The organism is Costertonia aggregata, from assembly GCF_013402795.1.
Taxonomy (GTDB): domain Bacteria; phylum Bacteroidota; class Bacteroidia; order Flavobacteriales; family Flavobacteriaceae; genus Costertonia; species Costertonia aggregata.
Genome location: NZ_CP058595.1, coordinates 3,795,946 through 3,813,428, shown reverse-complemented (window position 1 = coordinate 3,813,428; position 17,483 = coordinate 3,795,946). Strand labels below are relative to the sequence as shown.

The window sequence follows — 17,483 nt, the reverse complement described above, 5'->3', positions numbered from 1 at the left end:
GCTTTTATGGAAGAGAACGAGGAGTTGAACGAAGCACACAATGATAATCCCAATATTGATGGTCAAGCATCGGAAAATACACAGGATGATGCATTGACCAAGGTGACCGGAATGTACAAAGACTGGTTCTTGGATTATGCTTCATACGTAATCCTTGAACGTGCAGTGCCCGCCATTGAAGATGGTTTTAAGCCTGTGCAGCGCAGGATAATGCATTCTTTAAAAGAATTGGATGACGGCCGCTACAATAAAGTAGCCAATGTGGTTGGCCATACCATGCAATATCATCCGCACGGGGATGCAAGTATCGCGGACGCTATGGTGCAAATAGGTCAAAAAGACCTGCTTATAGATACCCAAGGTAACTGGGGCAATATTTTGACCGGGGACCGCGCCGCCGCATCAAGATATATTGAGGCGCGTTTGTCCAAATTTGCGCTAGAGGTGGTCTTTAGCCCTAAGATAACGGAATGGCAACAATCCTACGACGGCAGAAAAAAAGAGCCCGTAAACCTTCCGGTAAAGTTCCCATTGCTTTTGGCGCAAGGTGCAGAGGGGATTGCCGTTGGACTTTCTACCAAGATTCTTCCCCATAATTTCAATGAGCTTATTGATGCTTCGATAAAACATTTACAAGGCAAACGCTTCAAGCTTTTTCCAGATTTTCCGACGTCGGGAATCATTGATGTGACCAACTATAACGATGGCATGCGTGGCGGAAAAATACGTGTGCGAGCCAAAATAGCGCAGCAGGACAAGAACACACTGGTAATTAATGAAATACCGTACGGGACCAATACTTCTTCTTTAATAGATTCAATCCTTAAGGCAAACGACAAGGGCAAGATAAAAATTAAAAAAATAGAGGATAATACCGCAGCTGATGTTGAAATATTGGTACATCTGCCATCCGGTATTTCACCCGATAAAACCATTGATGCCTTATATGCGTTCACAGCGTGTGAATCTTCCATTTCTCCTTTGGGTTGTATTATTGAGGACAACAAGCCTTTGTTCATAGGCGTGACCGAAATGTTGCAACGTTCAACGGATGCCACGGTTGATTTGCTTAAACAAGAACTGGAGATTCAATTACGTGAGCTCGAAGAGCAATGGCATTTTGCATCGTTGGAGCGTATATTTATTGAAAATCGCATCTACAGGGATATTGAGGAAGAAGAAACCTGGGAAGGTGTCATTAAGGCCATTGATAAAGGTCTGGCACCGCACACCAAAAATTTGAAAAGAGCGGTTACCAAGGATGACATCATAAGATTGACAGAGATACGTATCAAACGTATATCCAAATTTGATTTAGGCAAGGCCCAGGAAAACTTGGACAACCTCGAACAACGGATAGCCGAGGTAAAGTACCATTTGGCCAATCTGGTCGATTTTGCCATCAATTACTTTAAAAAGCTTAAGGATACTTATGGCAAGGAGCGCGGCCGAAAATCGGAAATAAAGATTTTTGATGACATTGAGGCCACTAAAGTCGTTATCCGCAATACAAAGCTCTATGTAAATCGGGAAGAAGGTTTTGTGGGGACATCCTTAAAACGTGACGAATACGTTACCGATTGTAGTGATATCGATGATATTATCGTTTTTACCAAGGATGGTAAAATGATGGTGACAAAAGTAGATTCCAAAACATTTGTTGGTAAAAATATCATACATGTAGCCGTGTTTAAGAAAAAGGACAAGCGCACCATTTACAATATGATCTATAAAGACGGCAAAGGCGGGGCTACTTATATTAAAAGGTTTAATGTTACCAGTATCACTAGGGATAAACCGTATGACCTTGGTACGGGCAAACCACAGACCGACGTATTGTATTTTTCCGCAAACCCGAACGGAGAGGCTGAAGTAGTGACCGTTAACCTGCGACAGGTGGGGAGCATTAAAAAATTGAAATGGGATATTGATTTTGCCGATGTTTTGATAAAGGGAAGAGCATCAAAAGGAAATATAGTGACCAAATACTCCGTAAAGCGTATTGAGCTGAAAGAAAAAGGGCTTTCTACTCTAAAACCCCGTAAAATATGGTTTGACGATACCATTCAACGTTTGAACGTTGACGAGCGTGGGGAGCTTTTGGGAGAATTTACCAGCGAAGACCGCTTATTGATCGTTTCCCAAAAGGGAGTCGCCAAAGCCGTTCTTCCAGAGTTGACCATGCATTTTGACGATGATATGGTCGTGCTAGAAAAATGGAACTCCAAAAAGCCTATATCGGCCATATACTGGGAAGGTGAAAAGGAACGATATTACGTAAAACGATTTTCGATAGAAAACGAAGGGAAAGAGGAAATTTTTATTTCCGAACATCCCAAATCATATTTAGAGTTGGTTTCGACCGATTGGAGACCTGTTGTCGAAATTGAATTCAACAAACCCCGTGGAAAAGATGCTAAACCAAATCAAAATATTGATTTAGAATCATTTATATCCATTAAAGGAATAAAAGCTTTAGGTAATCAATTGACATCGGACAAGGTCAAGAACATAAATCAACTTGATCCGCTTCCATATGAGGAGCCCAAAGAACAACAACCCAACGATATTGAGGTTGTTGACGAGGAGCGTGTTTCGTCCAATGTTGAATCCAAGCCAAATGATAAGATCAACGAAGAGGATGATAAAGGTGATGAGGGCCAGACCAAACTATTTTAAAGCATTTTATTGTATAGTTGCATGAAATATTAAGCATTTGTTTAGCTAAAATGTATTATTGCATGTAGATTTCGCTTAATGTTTCAACAACTTATGCATTGGTGATGAATATAGCTATATTTGAATCAAACTTAATTTAATTATGGATTTTACCAACCCTTTGGTATACGGCGTTCCCTGTTTTATTGCATTTATCTTATTAGAACTTACGTATAGCAAAACCCACGGTGACGACCATTTATACGAATGGAAAGATTTAATGGCCAGTGGTGCCATGGGTATAGGCTCCGCAATAATTGCCCCATTAATAAAGGTGATTTCAGCTATTGTTATTTTTGAAGGTGTATATGAGCTTTTTAATCCCGAGGTTAATGGGGTACGAACCAATATCATGGGCTATGAATCTTTTGGTTATGCCTGGTTCGTATGGTTACTTTGCCAATTGGCAGACGATTTTACCTACTACTGGTTTCATAGGGCTAATCATGAAATACGTATACTTTGGGCCGCACACATAGTGCACCATTCTTCGGATAACTTTAATTTAGGAACTGCAGTTCGTAACGGTTGGTTCACTATTTTATATAAACCTTTATTTTATATGTGGATGCCCGCCATTGGCTTTCCTCCGGAGATGGTAGTGGTTTGTTTGGGTATAGAGGCTTTGTGGCAGTTTCAGTTACATTCGGTTTATATTCCGAAATTAGGTTGGTTGGAAAAAATATTCAATACGCATACGATGCACCAGGTACATCATGCCCAAAATGTGGAGTATTTGGATAAAAACCATGGTGGTTTCTTGAACATCTTCGATAAAATGTTCGGTACATGGAAAGAGCTTGATGATGACATTGATGTTAAATACGGCGTAATTCACGCGCCAAATTCGCACAACCCGATAGTCATACTCACCCATGAGTTCAAGGATATTTGGAACGATGTTAAAAAATCTCCAAAATTAGGGGACAAGCTCATGTATATTTTTGGCCCTCCGGGATGGAGCCATGACGGTAGTACCATGACCGTAAAACAACAACAACGCTTGTTCAAAAAACAAAAAAACGAGAACCCCAAAATGGCTTTTAGTAGACCTAATTGATTTCGCTTAAAGTGCATGTTCCTCGTTGATTTTCAAGGCTTCCCTGATTGAACTTCGAACATAAATTGCACCATAGCGGTCTAAATACTTTCCCAAAGCCACTGTTGTGAGAACCGAGGCACGGTTTACGTTACCTCTCTATCGTCCCTCAAAAACCATTTGATATTATGCTTTCTATGTATAATGAGTTGAATCGTATTCTGTAAATGTCTCCTTGACCGTATACGAAATAGATAGTATGCCATTAAAAATATAACGGGTATGTATGTCATAATTTTTTATACGCCTACTCACTTAACCTTTCAGATGGTTTTTTGTTTTTCTTCATTCGTAAATCCAAAAACTCTACCATTAATGAGAAAGCAATGGCAAAATACAAGTATCCTTTAGGGATGGTACCCACTTCGTTACCAAATACAATTAAATGCCCAATGTGTGCGGCCTCGGCAATCAACATAAATCCTATAAGTATCAAAAACGAAAGCCCTAAAATTTGAATTGAAGGATGCTTACCTACGAATTCTCCCACTGGATTGGCGAAGAGCATCATAATAATTACAGATATCACTACGGCTACGATCATTAATACCAACGCATCATTCGGGTTGGGTGATATTCCGTTTGTCATGCCAATGGCTGTTAGTATCGAGTCAAAAGAAAAAACTATGTTGATGACCGTAATTTGAACTATGGCCTTTGTCAATGTATTGCCCCTTGCATTTTTGACCTCTCTTTCATCGTGGCCCCTATCTTCAACTTTTTCATGTATTTCTTTGGTACTTTTATAAAGGAGAAACAAACCTCCCGCAAAAAGTATAAGTGCCTGCCCGCTGATACCGCCTGTGACCCAATCCGAATCTATGATCCAAAAAGGTTTCTTCATCGCTGTGAGCAATGAGATACCAAAAAGCAGTACTATACGCATGATCATGGCCAGTGCCAAACCTATATTGGTCGCTTTTTTGCGTTGATTCTTTTCAAGCTTGCCTGCGGCGATTGAAATGAATATGATATTGTCTATACCAAGTACGATTTCAAGAAAAGTAAGGGTCAATAAGGCTATCCAGGCATCCGGACTTGTAAAAATATCGAACATGGTTATTTGGTTTTAATGGCTGTCCCAATGGTTTTTTTGCTGCTGCCGACGACGCCGTACTCAAATGTGTACGAATTTTTGGTGGTCGACATTATTTTCATGTGGATTGATTTCTCCTCGGCTTTGTTTTTTGGATTCATTTTTTTTACAATATACTCGCAATCATTCAGCCATCTTACGGATGAAGTATCGCTTTTACTTTCAAAAAAATCAATTTCAACGGTGCCATTACGCACAAATGTGGTTGTTTTTTCTTCTCCATCTATTGTTGCGGTGTAGGTGAAAGTACCATTTTTAAAGTCCTTACAGTTGCGTTCGGGCTGGTAGCACGAGAAAAATATTGAGAATATCGATAAAACGAAAAGATGTCTTTTTTGCATGGTACAAAATAATGAATTTTAGAGGTAATTCACATGCATGTCCTAGACAAATAATACGCTAATTTTCATAAGCTTTGAAACTGCCATCGGTGTAAAAGACAATAATCTTTTCAATGGATTTTGAGGATTTGGGCGTTGTTGTGTTGATGGATTCTGCTTTTTTCGCAAGGGTAGACGTTTCAGATGCAATGGCAGGGAAGTTCCCTTTACCGTTCAACAACCAGTATAAGTTAACTTCTGGAAATGATTTTACGACTTTCATCACAAACTCCAAACTAGGCTTGTTTCTACCGGTAAGTAAATGGGAAATACTGGAACGTTGCACACCGGCCTTATCGGCAAAAGTCGAAGCCGTTAGGTCGTAGTAGTGGAGTATTTTTTCCAAACGTTTTATAAAATCCTGACTGTTTACCATTGTAAATAATTATAGTTCAAAAATACACATAATCGTTATTTAATGAATGGTTGAAAATTCAAAATAATGTATTATTTTTAATGTATTACTTTATTTAAAAATATTCATATTTCTGATTTTAAGTATTTTAAATATTATATTATGTTCAGTACTATTTTTTGGTTACAATTGTAATATCCCAAAACGGAAAGAACATTTTTATTTTGAAAAACAAGTTACATTTGTAAATATCAATAGGATTACATTTGTAATTCAAATGAATAAAGAGATGATAGCAGCACTGGATATAAATTACAATAGGGCAAAACTTTCATCAATAAATGGTCGCTATGTGACCTGCGAACATATTGATGCCGTGCTTGAAAAATGGAGCGCTAATTTTCAACTAGATAGTATTGGCACATCAGTTCAAAAAAGAGTTATAAAATGCATCACTTTGGGTTCGGGACCAAAAAAAATATTGATGTGGTCGCAGATGCATGGGAATGAGTCTACAACCACAAAGGCAGTTTTGGATGTTTTGCATTATTTGGATAATGATTTTGATAGCTTTTCAAAAATCAAAAACGATTTTACCATAAAAATAATCCCCATTTTAAATCCCGATGGTGCTTTTGCTTACAGTAGGGCAAATGCCAATGGAATAGATTTAAATAGGGATGCCCAAGATTTGAGTCAGCCCGAAAGCAAGGTTTTACGAGCCGTTTTTGATGATTTTGGACCAGATTTCTGTTTCAACCTGCACGATCAACGTACCATATTCAATGTTGGTGAAACACAAGAACCCGCAACGGTTTCCTTTTTATCCCCAGCTTTTGATGAAACCAGGGGGCTTTCCGCAGCTAGGGAAACCAGTATGAAACTAATCGTAGCCATAAATCAAACTCTACAAAAAATAATTCCGGGTAAAGTGGGCAGATATGATGATTCGTTTAACCCCAATTGTGTTGGGGATGCTTTTCAAATGACAGCAATACCAACAATTCTCTTTGAAGCGGGTCATTTTCCCAGGGATTATGACCGAAAAAAAACTAGGGAATTTATTTTTAGGGCCTTATGGGCAGCTATAAAATCGATAAAAGATGGTTTTGAAACTGATTTTTTAGTAGCATCCTACTTTGACATCCCTGAAAACAACAAAAAGTACTTTGACATTCTTGTTAAAAATGCCAATCATTTAAACAGTAATTACAGTAAAAAAGATAGTATAGGTATATTGTTCACTGAAATTTTGAAAGAAAATTCAATTCATTTTGAACCTATGGTTGAAAACGTTGGTGACTTGACTGATTATTTTGGTCATGTGGTCTATGACTGCTCAAAAGAAAAAGATTTAAAGGAAGTGAAAAGCGACATGGCTTTAAGCAAGATTTTGAATAAAATTTGAATTATCTACTTCATTATCCCTTAATCTTTACGTTTTTTTTAAAAAAAAGTAAGTTTTATTGAATTTAATTCTACATTTTTTTATTTTTGTCAAAAATTTTAGTGTATGAGTAAAGTAAAACTTGATGAAGTTGACCACCAAATTCTGGACATGTTGATTGATAACACCAGAACACCTTTTACGGATATTGCAAAAAAACTTTTGATTTCTGCCGGAACGGTTCATGTTCGCGTAAAAAAAATGGAGGAGGCCGGTATCATAAGGGGCTCGTCCTTGACTTTGGATTACGTTAAGCTAGGATATTCATTTATAGCCTATGTTGGTATTTTCCTTGAAAAAACGCACCAGACCAAGTTTGTATTGGAGCGTTTAAATCAGATACCCAATGTAACGGTAGCACATATAACTACGGGGAAATTTAATATTTTCTGTAAAATCAGAGCCAAGGATACAAACCATGCTAAAAATATTATTTTTAAAATTGATGATATTGACGGTATCAGTAGAACCGAGACAATGATCTCTTTGGAAGAAAGCATTAATGATAAAAAACGATTAATGCATACCATTTTCAACGAGCTATAAAAATATCTTTTTAGAAAATTACTTCCCGATACGTAGCAATTACGGTCGGGAATTTTTAATTTTAGGCCATGAATGTATCCGAGCTGCATCCCAATACCTACAATAGTTACTACCAACCGTACATCAACAAGTTGGCCGATGTTGAGCTTTTAGCCCTTTTACAAAAGCAAGTAGACAATTTTCCAAAATTTATTGAAAGTATACCCAATCAAAAATGGAAATATGCCTATCACGCAGGAAAATGGACCATAGTGGAAGTTTTGTTGCATATTATTGATGCGGAACGAATTTTCCAATACAGGGCTTTGCGTTTTGCAAGACAAGACGATACCCCTTTACCGGGCTTTGATCAAGACCTTTATGTGCCAAATTCAAACTCTGCCCATAGGGAGAAAAATGACGTTATTAGGGAATATATTGCCGTGAGGCAATCTACCATTGCATTATTCGCCTCTTTTTTGGATGAAGATTTAAAGAGAATAGGAATGGCAAGTGATTCGGAAATGAGTGTGGCCGCTTTGGGCTTTATCATCTGCGGGCACCAAAAACACCATAGGGATGTGATCAGGGAAAGGTATTTATAGCGTTTTAAAAATCATCATCCTCGTCAAACTCTTGCTCTAACTCGTTTTCTATATCATCGGTGCTTACCTCTTCCAGTATAGGCTTTGGCTTTGATTCCAATTCTTTTTCTATCGTATCTTCAAAATTGGAAATAAAATCAGAGAGACTTTTGCTTATTTTGACAAGGTATATCGTATCGTCTGTTCGTACCTCTACGGCTTCTACCAATTCCCCGTTTGTGTTTTTGAAAGTGATTAGGTCTTCATCACCATAACCATACGGGTAGGATTCGATTAAAAGGGCAGCAACTTCATGACTTAACTTTTTATAATCTACAAGTTTACGTATCATAATAGGTTGGTTTATTTGGGTTATTAACTTAACTCCCTTTAAACTTATACTATTTTTTGATTCGCATGGCCAAAGAGTTGTCAAATACAATTTTTAGTATATGTACATGTTATTCAGCGTAGTATGCAAAAGCTTCTTTTAGTAAATCCGAAGGTACGGTAACATCTATAACGGGCATGCCAATAGTCTTCAACAGTACAAAATTTACTTCGCCGTGCGAGTTTTTTTTATCAAACTTCAATAGTGGCAGTATATTATCAATATCATTTTTTGATATGTCTTTCTTACCGTATCTTTTTACAAAAGCGGTTTTGATGGCATGCATATCATTTAGCGACAATCCCATGAGTTTATGTGATAGATATGTTTCCAAAACCATACCAATGGCAATTGCTTCCCCATGTAGCAAGAGTTCGTCGTCTTCACTATCCAAAAAATAAGATTCTATGGCATGGCCCAAAGTATGGCCATAATTCAAGATTTTACGCAAGTTTTGTTCCGTAGGGTCTTCCAGCACCACTTTGTTTTTAATGACTATGGAATCATAAATCTCTTGATCTAGTTTGTCGAAATTACGGATAGTATTTAGTCTATTCCAATATTTTATGTCTTGTATAAGGCCATGTTTTAACATTTCGGCATATCCACTTTGTAATTGCCGTTCATGAAGTGTTTTTAAAAAATCGGTGATTACCAAGACCATTTCGGGCTGGTTTATGACCCCGATTTGGTTTTTTAAGGCTCCTAGGTCCACTCCGGTTTTTCCACCTATTGATGCGTCTACCATAGACAAGAGGGTAGTGGGTACGTTTATAAAATCTATTCCCCTCTTAAAGGTAGATGCCACAAAACCTCCCAAATCGGTTATTACCCCGCCTCCGAGGTTTACCAGTACACTTTTTCTATCCGCATTAAGTTCGGACAATACTTCCCAAACCTGGGTACAGGTGTGAATATTTTTGTTTATTTCGCCCGCTTCGATTTCAATAATTTCAAAATCGTATTCCCCATCTATTTGAGCCATAAATATGGGCAAACAATGTTCATGGGTATTCTCATCGACCAAAACGAAGATTTTTGAATAATTAGACCTAGATAGGTGCTTATTCAAAGTTTTATAGGCCTCGTGGTTAAAATGTACTGCGTATGATGAAGTAAGTATGGATTGCATGGCAATATGGGAATCAATTTTTTTGTCGATTTGAAACAAAAATAATGGGTATTTTTTGTTAATGGAATATAATCTCTGGATTATCTTTGATGACATGTGAAAAAAACAAAAATGAATAGAATTTTTGAAGATACCGCAACCGCCTTTGCATTAAAAACCGATGCAGAACTGGAGCGTGCCTATTTTTTGTTCAAAATGATAGCCAACGAGCCTCTGGTAAGAATAGGTACGGCAATGACCAATTTTGCCATAAAGGCCCATTTGCCGGTCGAGGGTCTGATAAGGGCCACGGTTTTCGACCATTTTTGTGGCGGTGTGAACGAGGAAGATTGTTTGCCCGTTGTGGACAAAATGTGGGAGAAGGGTGTTTGCTCGGTTTTAGATTACTCGGTAGAAGGAAAAGATGAAGAAGACCCGTTGGACAATGCTTTGGAGATGATACTAAAGGTCTTGGATTTTGTAAAGGAGAAGGATGCCATACCTTTTGCGGTTTTTAAACCTACCGGGTTCGGCAGGTTTGCCCTTTTCGAAAAATTGAGTTCCGGACTACAGCTTACCGAAAAGGAAGCCCAGGAGTGGAATAGGGTAGTGGCACGTTTTGACAAGGTATGTAAAAAAGCCTATGATTTGGATGTGGCCTTGTTGATAGATGCCGAAGAAAGCTGGATGCAAGATGCTGCCGATGCATTGGTAGAGGATATGATGCGAAAATATAATACGAAAAAGGCCATAGTGTTCAATACTTTGCAAATGTACCGTTGGGATAGGGCAGATTATCTGAAAAATCTTCAAAAAAAAGCACTGGAAGACGGCTTTAAGATAGGTGTAAAAGTGGTTCGAGGCGCATATATGGAGAAAGAAAACGACAGAGCTCTTGATAAAGGTTACCCCACGCCCATTTGCGAATCCAAAAAAGCCACGGATGATAATTTTGATGATATTGTAGCCTATATCTTGGATAATCTCGATACGATTTCAATTTTTGCTGGGACGCATAATGAGGAAAGTAGCTATAAGTTGATGCAGTTAATGCAGGAAAAAGAGATAGATAATGATGATGAACGTGTTTGGTTCGGACAGTTATACGGAATGAGCGACCACATATCATTCAACTTGGCGGATAAGGGTTATAATGTGGCCAAATATCTACCCTTCGGGCCCGTGCGTGATGTAATGCCCTATCTCATCAGAAGAGCGGAAGAAAACACCTCGGTTGCGGGACAGACCAGTAGGGAGCTTTCTTTGTTAAAAGCGGAGCGCAAAAGAAGAAAAATATAGAAGCGCGCCGGTTTTAAAAAACAATACCTTGTACAAGCGCTTTGTCAGGACAGTTCCTTACAGTGATGATGGTTTCTTTTTTATTGATGATTCCCTCGATTTTATAGGTTTTACAGGGAACCGATTTTGTATCGCTATTACCAAAGTCTATATCACCATCGGTAAGTATTGTGGCAATATCCAAGGTGTCAAGGGTTTTGTCCACCAACTTTCGGGAAACTTCGGGCGAATAGGACATGGGCTTGGAGCGAATATCCTTTAAAGTCCTACAATTAGGTAAATAACAAAATGACACCCCGGTTTCGTCCGATTTTTTTTTTAGGAACATGGTCAAGAAAACTATCCCAATGGATAGCCCGAATAAATAAAACCCCAAACGCTTTAAAAATGCCATTATCAAATTTTAGCAAACAAAGTTAAGGTTTAAAAAGCCACAAACCGAATCCTATATAGCGTGGTCAACTTTAGAAATAAATCCATTTATGTTCAGAGATAAAAACCGTAAAGCTCTGCGATAATACAAGTGTCACAAAATCAGGATTCCCTGATTAAAAAATCAAGAAATTAATATCGCTGTACTGTAGGTCAAACCATTCCCCAACGGACTTATTGGTAAGAATACCGTGGTATAGATACAGACCGTTACGCAAGCCTTTATCAAATCGAAGCGAATTTTCCAATCCGCCATCTTCTCCTATTTTCAATAAATATGGTGTAAATATATTGCTTATGGATACTGAAGACGTTTTGGGGTAACGAGAAGGTATATTGGGCACCCCGTAGTGAATTACACCGTATTTCTCAAAAGTTGGCTTATCGTGCGTGGTCACCTCGCTCGTTTCGAAACAACCACCTGTATCTATGCTCACGTCAATAATCACCGCTCCTTTTTTCATATGTTCCACCATAGTGCGTGAGACGACTACGGGCGATCTGTCCTTTCCGCGTGTGGCCCCGATGGCAACATCACAACGCTTTAAGGCCTTTATCAAATTTTTTGGCTGTATGGTAGAGGTGTAAACCGTTTGTTTTAGGTTGGTCTGTATGTTTCGAAGTTTGGTGATCGAATTGTCAAATACCTTTACGTTGGCACCAAGGCCAATAGCGGAACGAGCAGCAAATTCCCCTACGGTACCCGCACCTATTATCACAACTTCAACAGGGGGCACCCCACTGATGTTCCCGAACATGAGTCCGTTACCCTTATTCGTGGCGGCCATAAGTTCCGAAGCTACCAAAACCGACGAAATACCTGCAATTTCACTAAGGGAACGCACCGCAGGATACTTGCCGTCATCATCTTGTATATACTCAAAGGCAACGGCCGTTATTCTTTTTTTCGCTAGTTCTTCAAAGAATTTTTTCGATTTTGTTTTGATTTGCAGCGCTGAGATGATAGTAGCCTGTGGATTCAACATTTCAATTTCCTTCAAAGAGGGTGGTTCAACTTTAAGAACCAGGGGACAGGAAAATACTTTTTGGGTATCTTTCGTGATTTCCGCACCTGCATTGGTGTAGTCCAAATCGGTAAAATGGGAACCCTCGCCAGCACCGGATTCTATGAGTACCCTATGGCCATTGGAGACAATGGCGTTTACGGCGTCCGGTGTCAAGCAAATACGTTTTTCCTGATATTGGTTCTCTTTGGGCAGGCCAATATATAATTCTCCTTTTTGACGTAAAACCTCTAAAGTTTCCTCTTGCGGAAGCAATTGTTGTTTACTAAAAGGTGATGAAGGTTGATCCATATACAATCTACTGGTAAAGGCTGTTGAATGCTTTATAAGTAAAACTACAACTTTTTAACTAATTATATGAATACTGTATTGAACACTATTGGGTAGCGTACAACCGATTGTGATAATTGGTCAAAAACATCAATTACAAAGTGCTCGGGAAGGGAAAAAAGGGTTGAAAATCATCAGAACAACCAACTTTTTAAGGTATTCTGAAATTTGGTAAACTGTTTTTTGATATTGTCCGTAGAAAATTCTCGGTCTAGCTTATCCGAAAGGGATTCTTGAGGGGAAGTATTGGAGTTATCAAAATCATCCTGCTCAAAATCGGATTTTTTTGGCTTTTTTATGTCCCTAGATCGCTCTTTTTGTTTTAAATCGTTTAGTTCCGCTTCCATGGCTTCCAAATCTATACCGTTGACATATTTGTCGTATAATTTAATACGGATAAAGTATACAAAAGGTATTACCACCATACATACGGGTAGTAGCCAAAATATATTTTCCGTATCAATGTCGTCATCGTTAGAAAACAATACTTCAAATATTTGAAAGGCATACATAGCAATCGGAATCAATAAAATATGATACCACCAATTTTTAGAGGTGAAAAACCAAAAAACAAGCAAATACAATGGCACTATTTTTCCCATTAAAAACCATACAAAAGTTGATATATCAGGAAAACCATTATTACCAATGGTTATGCCTAGAAATGAAATAGTAGCTTGAGGGTTTTCCGGAAGATAATCGTATAATTTGTAAAGAAATGGTGTAATAGCAATAAAAAAGACTATACTAGATTCTATTATTATCTTTTTTTTTATTTTTCTTTTGTTGCTCTTTTCTAACATGAGGTAGGAAAATATAATTCCCTAACGATTAAATTAATTAAATAGTATAGAAAAGGGCAGATAAAACTGCCCCTTTCTCTCAATTTCTTACAATGGTTTAAATTTTCTTAGTGTGCTTAAATTTATTTTTATCAATACCCTGCTCATACAATTCGTCATCTGCAGATGTGTTTGAAGTACAAGAAGCTGCTAATAGGGAAACACTGGCCAAAACGGCAAAAACAATTTTCTTGGTTGTCATTTTCATAAAGTTTTTAGTTAGAAATAAAACAATTACCAAGGCAAATGTAGGAAATAAATTACCCTACACAAACCCTTAATCGTTAAAATAGTACATTTTATCCTAAAAAACCATCTTTTTATCGAAAAAAATACAGTTCATCGAAAAAAATACAATAAAAACGGGCAACTAACGATACAAAAATCTGAAAACGCCATAGCCGTTTATACAAAAAGAGCAGTATTTATTTGTTGAGCAGTGTTATTTTTCTACGGGTCTCATCCAAAATCCCAATACGTAGCTCAGTAGCTTCTTTGGGCAAGAACGAGGAAATTTTTTCGGGCCATTCAATAAATATCCAAGCATTTGAGCTTATATAATCTTCAAAACCTATATCCAAGGCTTCCGTTTCGTGATTCAATCTATAAAAATCAAAATGGTAGGCCAATACTTCGCCATCAATGGCATAATATTCATTTACAATACCAAATGTTGGGCTGTTGCCCATATCACCGCCCCCAAGTTCTTTTAAGAGGTGTTTTACAAGAGTCGTTTTGCCCGCTCCCATTTCGCCGTATAGGCAAATAATCTTTGAGGTTGTTTGGGCGATTATTTCTTTGGCCAGTATGGGCAGTTCTTTTTCGGTATAAATTATTTGCAATTGATGTGACTTTAAATTATCGTGCATCCAACACTATAAAGGGGATAATCATTTCTTCCAACGAAACCCCGCCATGCTGGTAGGTATTTCTATAATAGCTCACATAATGATTGTAATTGTTGGGATAGGCAAAGAACAGATCGTTTTTTGCAAAAATAAACGAACTGCTCAAATTGATATTGGGCAGGAATATCTGGTTCGGGTCCTTTGCGGCCAAAACTTCTTTTTCGTTGTAGGTCAAGCTACGCCCTGTTTTATACCTTAGGTTTAAACTTGTTTCTTTATCGCCGATAACTTTAGAAGGCTGTTTAACGTTGATAGTGCCATGATCTGTGGTGATGATCAACTTGTGTCCCATGTTTTGTGCTTGTTGAATGATTTCGAGCAAAGGGGAGTTTTTGAACCAACTTTGTGTTAACGAGCGGTAGGCCTTATCATCGGACGCTAATTCTTTGATCACATCCATTTCGGTCTTGGCATGTGACAGCATGTCAACAAAATTGTAAACGATTACCGTAAGGTCGCTATCCTTATGCGATTTAAAATTCTGTGATAAATGTTTGCCTTGGCGAAGGCTGCTTATTTTGTGATAGTCCCATTTTATATTGAGTCCCAATCGCTTTAATTGTGCGCCCAAAAAATCGGCCTCGTGCAAGTTTTTTCCGCCCTCATCGGTGTCGTTCTTCCACCAATCGGGGTGCTTTTTTTCCATATCCAATGGGGTGAGTCCAGAAAATATGGCATTACGGGCATATTGCGTAGCCGTGGGCAAAATGCTGAAATAGGTTTGTTCCTTTCGTTTTTTGTAAAATGAATTCAGGGTATCCTCAAAGGCAAACCATTGGTCATAGCGCAGATTATCTATGACCACGAGTAAGGTTTTGGAATCCTTTAGTTCGGGTTGAACCAATTCCCGAAAAAGCGTGTGGGACATTACCGGGCCGTCACCGTTCGTAAACCAATCCACATAGTTTTTATCAACGAATTTCCCAAAATGGTTGTTGGCCTCGGTCTTTTGAGACTCCAAAATTTCAAACATCCCTGAGTCTTCTATCTCTTCCAAACGCAGTTCCCAATAAATCAGTTTTTTATACAGTTCAGCCCATTCCTGATACGAATTTACTATAGATAAGTCCATAGCTATCTTACGAAACTCCTGTTGATAGTTGGCCGTGGTTTTTTCGGATACCAATCGTGAATTATCCAAGTTCTTTTTTAGTGACAATAGAATTTGATTGGGATTTACGGGTTTTATAAGGTAATCGGCTATTTTGGAACCAATGGCTTCCTCCATAATATATTCCTCTTCACTTTTGGTAATCATCACCACTGGCAGGGTAGCATCCAACACCTTGATTTCGCTCAGGGTTTCGAGCCCCGAAATGCCTGGCATGTTTTCGTCTAGGAAAACAATATCAAATTGCGTTTCGGGAATTTCGTCCAAGGCTTCTTGTCCGCTTTTACAGGTGATTACTTGGTATCCCTTTTTTTCCAAAAAAATGATATGTGGTTTGAGCAGGTCAATTTCGTCGTCTACCCAAAGTATCGTTATTTTTTTCATGTAGTTGCGTTCATTACCAAATAGTTGTTTTTTGATGAAATCCTTTTTTATCGATGTGAAAAATTGCCCAATATCGTACCTGTCCGATAAGTGTGCGTGGCGTAAGCCATAACTTCTAAGCTCATTTTGTATAACTTTGAAAATTATATGACATAAATCGAAGCGATTTTGATAAAATCAAACAAACTAAAGATATTCAATGATCCAATTTACGGATTTATTGGTATTCCTAGTCCACTCATATTTGACCTGATTGCAGATTCGTTTTTTCAGCGTTTGCGTAGGATTTCGCAAATGGGACTTTCGTATTTAGTGTATCCAGGAGCCCATCATACCCGTTTTCACCATGCACTGGGCAGTATGCACTTAATGGGGCAATCGCTTCAAGTGCTTAAACATAAAGGCATTACAATTACAGATGAGGAGGAAACAGGTGCCCTGGCGGCCATATTGCTGCATGATATTGGTCATGGCCCTTTTTCGCACGCCATGGAACATAGTATTGTCGAAAACGTAAATCACGAGGCCATATCCTTGCTTTTCATTGAGGCGTTGAACGATAAGTTTAACGGAAGTTTAACGATAGCCAAGGATATTTTCACGGGACACTATCCCAAAAAATTCTTGAACCAATTGGTTTCAAGTCAATTGGACATGGATCGGTTGGATTATCTAAAACGGGATAGCTTTTACACAGGTGTGGCCGAAGGTAATATTAATTCAGAACGGTTGATCACAATGTTGAATGTTGTTGATGATCAGCTGGTTGTTGAGGAAAAGGGTATCTATTCCGTTGAGAAATTTCTGATGGCCCGGCGCTTCATGTACTGGCAGGTATACTTGCATAAAACCGGTCTGGTAGCCGAGCAATTGCTTATCAGGATTTTAAAGCGCGCCAAAGACCTCATTAAAAACGGGCAGAACATTCAATGCAGCGAATCACTCCTATTTTTTATGAAAACCAAAATCCCACAGCAAGATTTTGACCTATCTGTTTTGGAAAAATTTGCAAGCTTGGACGATATTGATGTGCTTTCGGCCATTAAACTTTGGCAGCATCATACCGACCTGGTGTTATCAAAGCTATGCCAAATGATATTGAATAGAACGCTCCTACATGTTAAATTAAAAAGGAAGCCTTTTGATACCCAAAAGTTGGAAGATAAAAAGATTGCTGTTCAGAAAAAATATAACCTATCCAAAGAAGAAAGCTCATATTTTGTATTTAGCGGTACCATTTTCAATAGGGCGTATAATAATGAAAAACAGGTTATACATATTTTACGTGAAAACGGTAAAATTATAGATGTAGCGAAGGCTTCTGATCATTTGAATTTAACGGCACTTTCTAAAACGGTTACAAAATATTACGTATGCTACCCCAAGGAATCTGTTTGACTTGATCAAGATTCAGGTTTAACTATTTTTCTTACTTTTGAAAAAATT

Annotated in this window: 18 protein-coding genes; 7 read left to right on the top strand and 11 right to left on the bottom strand. The window is 38.2% G+C overall.

Annotated elements, in window-relative coordinates; all coding sequences use genetic code 11:
* The first annotated feature begins 6 nt into the window (after positions 1-6).
* A complete protein-coding gene (locus tag HYG79_RS17535) occupies positions 7-2,679 on the top strand; it encodes a DNA gyrase/topoisomerase IV subunit A (protein WP_179243359.1) in 2,673 nt (890 codons plus the stop codon).
* A gap of 142 nt (positions 2,680-2,821) precedes the next feature.
* A complete protein-coding gene (locus tag HYG79_RS17530) occupies positions 2,822-3,778 on the top strand; it encodes a sterol desaturase family protein (protein ID WP_179243358.1) in 957 nt (318 codons plus the stop codon).
* Between the two features lie 286 nt (positions 3,779-4,064).
* On the opposite strand, the gene HYG79_RS17525 is transcribed toward HYG79_RS17530, so the two are convergent.
* The 3 genes from HYG79_RS17525 to HYG79_RS17515 are packed head-to-tail and all read right to left on the bottom strand — an operon-like array spanning position 4,065 to position 5,669.
* Positions 4,065-4,874 (bottom strand): TerC family protein, encoded by an 810-nt coding sequence (locus HYG79_RS17525; RefSeq protein WP_179243357.1) that lies wholly within the window; start codon positions 4,872-4,874, stop codon positions 4,065-4,067.
* Between the two features lie 2 nt (positions 4,875-4,876).
* A complete protein-coding gene (locus tag HYG79_RS17520; protein WP_179243356.1) occupies positions 4,877-5,254 on the bottom strand; it encodes a DNA topoisomerase IV in 378 nt (125 codons plus the stop codon).
* Between the two features lie 58 nt (positions 5,255-5,312).
* Positions 5,313-5,669, bottom strand: a complete 357-nt coding sequence (locus HYG79_RS17515) for a helix-turn-helix transcriptional regulator (RefSeq protein ID WP_179243355.1) — start codon at positions 5,667-5,669, stop codon at positions 5,313-5,315.
* Between the two features lie 268 nt (positions 5,670-5,937).
* Between HYG79_RS17515 and HYG79_RS17510 the strand changes: the two genes are divergently transcribed.
* From HYG79_RS17510 to HYG79_RS17500, 3 genes are all read left to right on the top strand, one after another.
* Positions 5,938-7,056, top strand: a complete 1,119-nt coding sequence (locus HYG79_RS17510; RefSeq protein ID WP_179243354.1) for a M14 family metallopeptidase — start codon at positions 5,938-5,940, stop codon at positions 7,054-7,056.
* 105 nt (positions 7,057-7,161) lie between these two features.
* Positions 7,162-7,641: an Lrp/AsnC family transcriptional regulator gene (locus HYG79_RS17505; protein WP_179243353.1), complete on the top strand. Its 480-nt coding sequence runs from the start codon at positions 7,162-7,164 to the stop codon at positions 7,639-7,641.
* Between the two features lie 68 nt (positions 7,642-7,709).
* A complete protein-coding gene (locus HYG79_RS17500) occupies positions 7,710-8,225 on the top strand; it encodes a DinB family protein (RefSeq protein WP_179243352.1) in 516 nt (171 codons plus the stop codon).
* 4 nt (positions 8,226-8,229) lie between these two features.
* Here HYG79_RS17500 and HYG79_RS17495 read toward each other — a convergent pair whose 3' ends face one another.
* Positions 8,230-8,556, bottom strand: a complete 327-nt coding sequence (locus HYG79_RS17495) for a hypothetical protein (protein ID WP_179243351.1) — start codon at positions 8,554-8,556, stop codon at positions 8,230-8,232.
* Positions 8,557-8,665: 109 nt separating this feature from the next.
* Positions 8,666-9,727, bottom strand: coding sequence for a 3-dehydroquinate synthase (gene aroB, locus HYG79_RS17490; RefSeq protein WP_179243596.1), 1,062 nt, complete (start codon positions 9,725-9,727; stop codon positions 8,666-8,668).
* Between the two features lie 111 nt (positions 9,728-9,838).
* On the opposite strand from aroB, the gene HYG79_RS17485 reads away from it, so the two are divergent.
* Positions 9,839-11,005, top strand: coding sequence for a proline dehydrogenase family protein (locus HYG79_RS17485; protein ID WP_179243350.1), 1,167 nt, complete (start codon positions 9,839-9,841; stop codon positions 11,003-11,005).
* Between the two features lie 13 nt (positions 11,006-11,018).
* Here HYG79_RS17485 and HYG79_RS17480 read toward each other — a convergent pair whose 3' ends face one another.
* The 6 genes from HYG79_RS17480 to porX all read right to left on the bottom strand — a co-directional run bounded on the left by HYG79_RS17480 (position 11,019) and on the right by porX (position 16,037).
* Positions 11,019-11,399, bottom strand: coding sequence for a DUF4258 domain-containing protein (locus HYG79_RS17480; RefSeq protein ID WP_179243349.1), 381 nt, complete (start codon positions 11,397-11,399; stop codon positions 11,019-11,021).
* Between the two features lie 154 nt (positions 11,400-11,553).
* Entirely contained in the window at positions 11,554-12,753 is a 1,200-nt protein-coding gene (locus HYG79_RS17475) for an alanine dehydrogenase (protein WP_179243348.1), read from the bottom strand.
* Positions 12,754-12,926: 173 nt separating this feature from the next.
* Positions 12,927-13,595 carry a hypothetical protein gene (locus HYG79_RS17470; RefSeq protein WP_179243347.1) on the bottom strand — a complete coding sequence of 223 codons (669 nt, stop codon included), beginning with the start codon at positions 13,593-13,595 and terminating at the stop codon, positions 12,927-12,929.
* A gap of 97 nt (positions 13,596-13,692) precedes the next feature.
* The gene (locus HYG79_RS17465) at positions 13,693-13,836 is read right to left on the bottom strand and encodes a hypothetical protein (RefSeq protein ID WP_179243346.1); all 144 of its coding nucleotides are present in this window, start codon (positions 13,834-13,836) and stop codon (positions 13,693-13,695) included.
* Positions 13,837-14,059: 223 nt separating this feature from the next.
* Positions 14,060-14,503, bottom strand: a complete 444-nt coding sequence (gene tsaE, locus HYG79_RS17460) for a tRNA (adenosine(37)-N6)-threonylcarbamoyltransferase complex ATPase subunit type 1 TsaE (protein WP_228027900.1) — start codon at positions 14,501-14,503, stop codon at positions 14,060-14,062.
* Positions 14,493-16,037, bottom strand: a complete 1,545-nt coding sequence (gene porX, locus HYG79_RS17455; RefSeq protein WP_179243345.1) for a T9SS response regulator signal transducer PorX — start codon at positions 16,035-16,037, stop codon at positions 14,493-14,495. The genes tsaE and porX overlap by 11 nt, the downstream gene beginning before the upstream one ends.
* A gap of 168 nt (positions 16,038-16,205) precedes the next feature.
* On the opposite strand from porX, the gene HYG79_RS17450 reads away from it, so the two are divergent.
* On the top strand, positions 16,206-17,435 hold the full coding sequence (locus HYG79_RS17450; RefSeq protein WP_179243344.1) for an HD domain-containing protein: 1,230 nt from the start codon (positions 16,206-16,208) through the stop codon (positions 17,433-17,435).
* Positions 17,436-17,483: the final 48 nt, after the last annotated feature.